Raw genomic sequence first — 6401 nt, forward strand, 5'->3', positions numbered from 1 at the left:
ATGATCTGGTTCTTAATAAAGTAACCGGCTTTAATGACTTCCACAATCGTATCACTGTTTTTCGATGCGCCACTTGCTTCTTTAAGATTAATTTCATTCATTGTCAGTTTTTGTTGTATTTTATCCAGCGTTTTGTCCACATCACCGGTTTGAATGAAGATATCCACATCATAACCTTCTCCGGCATTGATGATATTACTGACCCACCCTAAATAGGCACTATCAGGATAACCTTCACTGCTGATGCCTATATAACTGAAATACATGCCATCAACCATGATGTGATTGGCAGAACTCGTGTTGATACCCATGGGTCCAATCAGATAGGTCGGATGAACCATGCTTTCGACAAAAATCGGATCAGTCTGATACGCTTTAGCTGTTAGTTCATAAACTTCTTTTTTTCGGGTTTGATAGGGTTTGGTAATGGCGGTCTTGCGATTAAACAGTTCATAGAGAATCGCTTCTAAGTATTCCGAAGCTTGTTCCGGATCAACTGGATTCGTGATGCGGTTGCCAATTTTTCCAAATATCGAACGTGCCTGTTGTTCATACATGTCCAGTTTTAGTAAGATATCATAATATTCATTATTGACAACGCCATCTTTTTCGTATTCAAAAATCAGAAATGACCGACGCGTTAACCCACTTGCTTGAGACATTTGTTCAATATAATTGATATAGTTGGTGCACATTTCTTTGGCTTTTGCATTGGTTTCTATCTTCATCATAGTGATCAGATTTTCGATCACATCAAAGCTTGTCTTTTTTTGCGTAATTACTTTTATTTGGGTGTTTTTAGGAGCGATGCGCCACCATTCTTCAAAGCCCAACCCAATCTGATCGACATCCTGTCCATGCAGTGACTCCATATTGGTGGGTAGGATTTCAAGTATTTTGATGTAGCGGTTGTCATTGGTAATGATAATCCCATCTTCGATTCGATCCACTGGAATCATGTCCTGGATAAAATGCTGGTTGCTCCGATTTTCCAAGACACCTTCAGGTAACAGCCGACTGGTTACTTTTTTGATATCTTTAAAGAGCGTCGTTTCTTTTATAGCTGGTTGGTTTTCAATTGAATCGTCCTCGCTATCTTTATCAGCTTTTTCCTTTTTATCTTTTCTTATTTTAAAAGGCGACGATTTAAGCTCAGGTACATACCCAAGTTTCTTTAAATCTTCTTGTGATGGCCGACGCATGATTCTGCGGTATCGCATCTCCCGACGCCCCCTTCGGAAACGATAATAAATCCCCCCATATTGGGTCAGCGAATAGCCGCGGATCCCGATGGCACCGACGAGTAATACCGGTATGCAGGTAATCACAGCAATAATAATGCGGATGTTCAGATCCAATGGTATCAATTGCATTTCAACCATATATAACAGCATCGTTATTGCTGCCGCTTCGATCAGATTACGGGCATAAAACATACCATTGATTATTTTTCCCGATTCCGCAAAATTGCGAGGAATATAATAGACCCTTTCATTTTCATCATTATTTTTTCCCATTTGTTATGTCCCTTCATTTTTCACTTATTTCCATACATTTTGAAAACTTCATTGGCGTAATTGATTCGCATGTCCATCGATGAATCTGCAGATCGCTCATACTTATGAAATTCGACTGCGGCAGCTGATACATCCGTCATTTTCTTATAGGTATCCCATGTGCCAGAGAATGAATTGTACTCAGTACCACAATGGTTAAATCCCGGAAATTCGGCACTTGGATTCCCGCTGACTTCGCACCGTAAGAATTCCAATTGACAGTATAGGTCGTTGACATCATAGCCGTAAAATGCCGCAAAAGCGAAAAGATCACCGCGACGATCATCCCATTGACAGATCCCATAGCCATTTCCTCCATCCTGAACCATAGAAGGTTCAAACGTAGTATTTTCCTTCCACATATTCCCCATAATGCCAGCTGCGGCCTGGGGTGTACATCCAAGTGTTTTGGTCAGGTAATTCCATATTTTTTCCATGTTATCATTGCCAACCAGACTCGATTTATATAAGTCCAGTGGGTCAAATGAGGTGCCATTGTTAAATGCGCCAAAATGCAAATGCGGACCGGTACTATCACCAGAGCTGCCCATGTATGCAATAAGCTGCCCTTTTTTGACCGTATCGCCGGATTTCACTGATATTGACTGATTGTGTCCATATAGAGTTGAAATACCATTACTATGTTGAATAACTACTTTATTTCCATACCCGTCTTCATTTCCAGCAAAGGATACTGTCCCATCTGCAGCTGCATAGACATTTAGACCATATGCACCCGATAAGTCAAGTCCATCATGCCAGCGTAAATCCCCCCATATCGGGTGGACACGCCAACCGTAGTCATCATCATCAGCGAAAACAAAGTCAGCTAGAGGTTTGTCAATCGGCCAGGCAAAAGCACCATAATAAGCGCCACTTCCAAAACTCAACATGCCGTTTTCGATGCCTAAATCCTTTTTCATGGATTCAACCATGTAGGTAATGTATTCCTCATAGGTATATTGGCTGCCAGGCATCTTGTCAGTGATCTTTACATCTTTGCCGAAGAAAGCGCTAAAGATCCACTCTTTTTTAAATTCGGAGCTGGTGACTGTCGTTTTGCTGCCACCAGTGGTTCCGCCGGTAGTTCCGGTTCCCGTACCCGATTTCTGGGCATAGTATTCTTCCATTGTCAGGCCACTATTATGAATTGCGGTCGCTGTTTCTACCCCGACGTAACGAAAATGCCAGGGCTCATATACATAGCCAGTTACTGATTCCTTACCTTCTATATAACGCAGTATAAAACCGTACTTATACGCATTATCCTTTAAATACTTTCCGGCGCTTGTTTCTTCGAAGGATTCCACCACATCATAGCTGACTTCACTGCAGGTGACATCAATGGCCAATCCCAGCTGGTGCTCACTTTCTCCTGGTTTTGCGGTGTCATTTTTGCTTTTATCGCTGTTTTCATATAAAGACGATTGCGTTTCATATGACCGGTAACCAGAATTCGGGCAAAAGTTGATTCCCCCGGAAGCAGCATCAGATTGCATTTTTTCATACGCAGTAGCGGCTTCGCTCCTTAAAAGTACAGTTCGCACTGTTGTATCTGATAGCGCGACCAGATCCGTTGGTTCATAGCCGGCGTCAACTGCATGACTTTTATTAACCAACTGGGTAAGACTCCCGGTTGTATAATCGCCACCACCCGTATCTGTTGGTGTCGTCGCACCGCCGCTACCGCCACCAGTCACAGTTGTTGTTACCGATTTTACCAGGGCATCGGGAAAAGCCAGAACTAACTTAATAAGCATGTCCCAACGCCAAGAAAGTAATGAATCGCCTTCTTTTTTTGTGTCTTTTTCATATTGATCCATTGAGATTGAATAACTTGAAAAAAGAAACAACATATCAATTGAAGCGCTGTTGTAACCGCCTTCTTTTGTTTTTGCAGTATAGTCAGTTTTAAAAACCGACAGCGATTTTGTGTACATGGATTTGGGATCACTTATTGGAACGTCTTTACCTTCATCGTTTTTAACGATAAAGACTTGATCCATCAAATCTTCTCGTAAATCAAATATTCCATTATAAATATATGAAGGGAGTGAATCGACCATCGCCATGATGGCAAATGTAAAAAAAAAGATAAAGACGATGAGTAATTTAATTGCTGGTATAACCAGTTTTCCGACGACCTTGCCGGCAGCTTTACCCGCAAGCTTGCCGACTAATCCGCCAGCCGCAGTACCGGCGGCTTCGGTCGCTCCTTCTACAGCAACTTCGCCGCCCTTTTCACCCGCTTTTTCTCCAGCCTTTTCACCGGTTTTTTGAGCAGCTTTTTCCGCTCCTTTACCGGCGGCAGCCTCGCCGTTTTTTGCACCTTTTTGTTTCTGTTCGCCTTCTTTCTCATTAGCCTGATTTTTTTCATTTTTTTTGTTTTTGGAATCGCTTTTGTTTGCTTTTGTATTATTGTCTCCAGCTACCTGATCAGTGACGCCACTGCGATGACTATCTTGACCTGTCGTCTCACCTTCATTGGTTCCGGACTTGACGGAATCTGCGCTTACCAAATCATTTACTGGACTGTTTGCATCGTTTTCTTTATCACTCTGATCGGTATTGGTTTTTTGATTTTCACCTGTTTGATGTTCTGATGGGCTTCTAACCTTTCCTGCTGCTGTTTTTGAGTGGGGTGAATCTATTGAACTGGGTGGCAACGCATCACTCTGTGATCCCTCATCGCCCCCTCGCTTATCCCCTTGATTTTCTTGATTATTTTTATCCTTATGATGGTCAATCACTCGCTTGGCGGTTTTGCCGGCACTTATTGCCGAATCTGCCGAATTCATACCCAGTTGGGACATTTGCTGTAGATCGTCGTCTACATTGTTTTGATCCTTACCGTCTGTGATGGGGTCATTGCCGATGTTCTTATCCGCCATTTAGCGTTCACATCCTCTCTATTGTGGAATAAAAAAGATCGCTTGAACAATCTCCGGAATTTGAGTCCACCATTCAAACAACATCCCGGTTGTGAGTATTCCTCTCACAAACAGATAGCTACCAAATCCCACAACAGTTTTAGCTATTTTGGGAAATCCTTTTTTAAAAAGCGATGTGGCTCCAACTAAAAACAGCAGTGAAAATACGAATGTAGTTTTATCAATCTGTGCAAAATACGTAAGGTAGTTTCCTATTAGTTCCAAGTTAAGTTTTGCAGAGGTTTTTTCCATAAAAAAAGGAAAACATGATTAACATGCTTTCCTCTTTCCTGCGCTCCTTTCTATTTCAGTTCAACCGTCCGTTTAGGTTTAAACAGACTGCCAGAGAATTCGCCATTTCTATTTGGGTACTGTACATAAACATCGGTTGCCCCATTTTGGCCACTTAATATTTTTCCATCAGCATAATATGCAGACGGTTCACAAAGTGCTGGGTCTAATAAACGAATATACTCATCGTTACCGGTGGTATTGTTTTTAACCAGAACATTCATATAATCTAAACGACCAACTTCATTCTTATGTAATTCAACCGCTTCGATTTGGATGTCATGATCCTGGGTCGCATCTGTTTTAAAGTCATACGCTTCGAGCACCCGATCCAGCATTGGATGTCCTTCTGCATAGTATGCCTTAGTATCATCCACCCCGGCACCTTCTGCAATTGATTGTTCAACCAGATCACTGGTATAATCAAAGGCCTTCCCACTATGTGCTTGAACAACGTAAGCCATACCTTCAGCATCTGTCGCCATATCCGCTTCGTCAATTTTTCCATCTACCGAAACCGCTGGAATTAATTCATCATATCCAGATTGATCGGCATATTCTAATAAGGTTGTGCCATTGGTTCCAATATGAACACCGGAATATTTTTCGACATTAATATTGTCCAAGGTATTAAGCATTGCTTCTGCCGATTCGCCATGCATATGCATATAGCTACTGTCATAATCAATTGGACGGTACGAATATTCGTCAAATGAACGGCCATTACGATCCGTAGGTATTGATTCCGACAAGCGAGAGGTTGATTCAATTGCATAATCAGCGCCGTCTTTACCGGCAAAAGAAACCCCTCGACCACTATAGGCGGAAGCCTGATCGACCGTTTTGAGAAGATCCAATGTCCCATTTGATTTTTCGAGATAGGTCATGCCGTTGCTTTTTCCTATATGTGCGCCTTTATAATCAGCGGGATTATTATAGCCAAGTTCACCAAGCATTTTCGATGTTTGTGAGCCATTATAATGTGAAAAATTGGGACTCGATTTTGGCGAGAGATTGCCAAGTGTTGCCGATGTACCTGCCAGATAATCCTGTGCCCTTCGATTGCCAACACCATCGGTTTTTTTACCGAATGCTGCGGTATTTCCAAGTGCACCAGGATTGTCAAATTTGGCATAACCAGTGGAGAATCCGCCTTGTCCATCTGCGACCTTAACCTTCTGATGATAACCTGTAGATGGTTTTTGCAGGGATATTGCAAAGCCACTGCTCTGTCCATCAGCAAATTGAGCTTGACCAGTAATTTGTCCCCTTCCCATTTTAACGCCCGAGAACGAAGCATTTTTTAATGGATTATTTCCACTTGCTCCCGTATTGAGTGCACCAGCCATTCCAGTTCTGGTTGTTGCGTCACCGTTTTTAGGTTTATTTCCATCCGAAACAGCATTGCCCAACATAGTTTTACCCTTATTAAGAGCTGCTCCCGGTTTAGTCATGTTGCCTGATCCCCAGCCCGCTACTGCCGACTGGATGGCTTGATTGGCCTTTTTATTATCAATTGAAATTGGGCTCTTGCCATTTATATCATTTGCCAGGCCCCGCATTTCAGCTTTACCTGGGGCACCCATTCTTTGTTTGGCATTAGCAGCAATATTGCCAAAGCCTT

General features: G+C 42.4%; 3 protein-coding genes. All 3 read right to left on the reverse strand.

Annotation, left to right across the window (positions count from 1 at the left end):
• The coding region (locus tag Q7J41_RS10645; protein WP_370651010.1) for a hypothetical protein at nucleotides 1-1517 on the reverse strand (1517 nt) is incomplete at its 3' end.
• Nucleotides 1518-1537: 20 nt separating this feature from the next.
• Nucleotides 1538-4447 carry a phage tail tip lysozyme gene (locus tag Q7J41_RS10650; protein WP_304887888.1) on the reverse strand — a complete coding sequence of 970 codons (2910 nt, stop codon included), beginning with the start codon at nucleotides 4445-4447 and terminating at the stop codon, nucleotides 1538-1540.
• Between the two features lie 341 nt (nucleotides 4448-4788).
• On the reverse strand, nucleotides 4789-6401 hold a 1613-nt coding region (locus tag Q7J41_RS10655), incomplete at its 5' end, for a hypothetical protein (RefSeq protein ID WP_304887891.1).

Origin of the sequence: Acetobacterium sp. (genome assembly GCF_030652775.1) — a bacterium.
GTDB lineage: Bacteria > Bacillota > Clostridia > Eubacteriales > Eubacteriaceae > Acetobacterium.

Coding starts and splice junctions, on each gene's coding strand:
- Q7J41_RS10650 (WP_304887888.1), bottom strand. CDS start 4,447: ATGGCGGATAAGAACATCGGCAATGACCCCATCACAGACGGTAAGGAT.